Below are 2,829 nucleotides of genomic sequence, written 5' to 3'. Positions count from 1 at the left end.
TCTTAACTTAAAATTAGAAGTATATAAAAATCTTTCATTATCTACAAAAGTTACAAAAGAATTTATAGTACCTATAAATGGATTTTTATCATTAGATAAATTAAATGAAAATAGAGTAAATAATTACATATCTAATATTAATAAACAAGCATTAAATACTATTAACTTTAAAAATAATTTAGCAAGTAAAGCTAAATATAATAACTCAGACGAATTAATTAGTGATACTGGAAATTACTTAAAATCTTATATTGATATAGATGCTAATAAATATAAAAAATATAATATTGGAAATATTGAAATAAGATTAGATAATGCTCGTCATGTAATAGATAATGATCTAAAGGCAAGTAAGACTATTTATTTAGTTGCCAAATGCGGAAATTATGAAAAACAATTTAGCGTAATTGTTAATGGATATTTAGAAAATAAAGTAAAAGATGATGATATTAAATTTGTAAAAGACAATGTATTTGTTAATTTAGCTAATAGCGGTAAATTCCAAGATGATATGTGACATGGAGTTAATCCAAACGAAGTTAAGTTAAATGATGTTAAATTAATTAAAAAGGGTGGAGCAGCATTTGATACCAATAAGTATGAATTAAAACCTACTAAGGTAGAAATGGCACATGCACCTTCTAGTGATGGTGGGCCAGGTAAGTCTGTAATTACTTATACATTAAGAGTAAAATATTTTGATACATGAACTGAAGCTCAAAATCAAAAAGTTGAAGTTAAATGTCGCAATAACAGAAAAGAGTTAGAAGATTTATTAAAGAATTCGGATATAGAGCCGATTATAAATCCAATTGCTCGTGATGGAATTTCAGAACCTAGTATGCAAAGAATGTTTGCTCATACAACTAATTATTATGATAACAAATATACTAAAGATGATAGTTGATTTATTCAATATAACAGAACAGCTGATATAGTTAATGGCCCTAATACCCTTTGTCCACCAGGAAGCAACCAAAAATCTCAAGGTTGATGAATGAATAAAATTAATTTTGGTTTTTCTTATTTAAGAACAGCATATATTACCGATTCTTATATTAATGAACATTTTAGCAAATTTAATATATTTGAAAATATTGACAAAAAAGACATCACAAATATAACAGAAAATAAATTTAAATTATATCAAAAACCAGAAGACCCATTAACTCCTGAGAACATATCTCCAAATAAAAGGAAATATCCAAAAATTTATAAAACTGATTCAGGTGAACACGATATGACTTATGGTTCTTATTTCTATTTGAAAACGTCTAATCGATTAAAATATAAAGAGATAGAACGCATGAGTGTACAAGATTTCTTTAAAGAATATATTGATCCCCAACTTTATTTAATGTCTACTAAAATGTGAATAGCTGAAAAAATAAATTATAAATTTATTGATTCCGCAATAAAAAATATACCTAATGTTTATTTGGTAGATGAAGATGTAGTTCTTAAAGAAAAAAGTTGATTTAATAATTATATTATATCTATTATAGAAAGAGATTTCTTTGCTCATTATGGTGGAACACACCCAGAATTAACGGGAGTTAATACCAATAATAATTATTCTAAATTTACATGAGTTTGATCTGAAGATAAATATAGAGGTGATTATTCACCATGAGAATTCGAGTTTAGACCTGATGTAGAAAAATCAATTAATATACCAACCGTTATTTTAGAAGATGCTAATTTCCCTCTTAAAAACAGATTAAAGGTATTTAATAATGTAACATATAAAAATGTTGATTATAAAGTAGAAATGGTATCTCTACCTATGGTGTTTAAAAATTCAATAAAAACTGACCTAGAAAAATGAAGGTTCGGCGATAGGACAATAACTAGAGAATTTTATAAAAGTACTAATTTATATTTGGCATCTCTTAGAAGTAAACAACCAAAAGAAATTTGAGCATATCAAGGGGAAGTATGATACGACTTTAACTATGATGATGATAATAGAATTAGTGTTGAGTTTAAATAATAAAAATATGGGAAACCATATTTTTATTTCCTAAACTTTTAATAAATTTATAACTAAAAAAGTACAAAAAACTATAAAAAAGTGTTTTTTTATAAAAGTTTTTTTGTAAATTTTCAATATATAAATTAAAAAATAAGAGACTTTTCAAAAAGTTAAGATATATGTATTAATGTTTAATTATTATTTTATTTATCATATTTGATATTCTCGTATTTATTAAAAACTTGATTAATTTCTTTCTAATAATTTTTTTCTACTTTTACTAAACTAATTCTATTTTTCATGATTTTTGCGATCTTGTCATAATATGTATGAAATTTAGATTTTTTGGAAAATTAAAAAATAAAAATACAAGATTTGTCTTATTTTTTGAATGAACATAACATAAAGAAACAAACTAGTTTTTTAAAAATATAATATAACAAGTTCTATTTTTCATATTTTTTAATATCTTCAACATGAAACGATTTAAGCATTTTTACATCAGACTTTAATTCTGCAACATCAGATTTTAAGATTTTTATATCATTTTCTATTGCATCAAATCTAGGATTAATTTCATCAAGAATCTCGGTTTTTAGTTTTTTATTTGATTCATCTAACATAACTTTAAATTTAACTTCTTGTTTTTTGTTTGATTCATCAAGCATTGTTTTAAATTTAGCTTCTTGAATTTTATTAGATTCATCAAGCATTGTTTTAAATTTAGCTTCTTGTTTTTTATTTGATTTATCTAACATTATTTTAAATTTCTCTTCTTGTTTTTCATTTGATTCATCAAGCATATTCTTAAACACTGGTATTATTGCTTGAATAAGACCATTTCAATTATTTTG

General features: G+C 23.7%; 2 protein-coding genes. One reads left to right on the top strand and one right to left on the bottom strand.

Going from position 1 to position 2,829, the window contains the following annotated elements; genetic code table 4:
- Window positions 1-1,993, top strand: a 1,993-nt coding sequence (locus T380_RS04425; protein WP_036437132.1) for a hypothetical protein, incomplete at its 5' end; no start/stop codon positions are given.
- A 428-nt stretch (window positions 1,994-2,421) separates the two neighbouring features.
- On the opposite strand, the gene T380_RS04420 is transcribed toward T380_RS04425, so the two are convergent.
- The coding region (locus T380_RS04420; protein WP_036437129.1) for a hypothetical protein at window positions 2,422-2,829 on the bottom strand (408 nt) is incomplete at its 5' end.

The sequence above is a fragment of the Mycoplasma elephantis ATCC 51980 genome (assembly GCF_000687815.1).
GTDB lineage: Bacteria > Bacillota_I > Bacilli_A > Mycoplasmatales > Metamycoplasmataceae > Mycoplasma_H > Mycoplasma_H elephantis.
The sequence above is the reverse complement of the archived record's forward strand: the minus strand, read 5'-3'. Positions and strand labels throughout refer to the sequence as shown.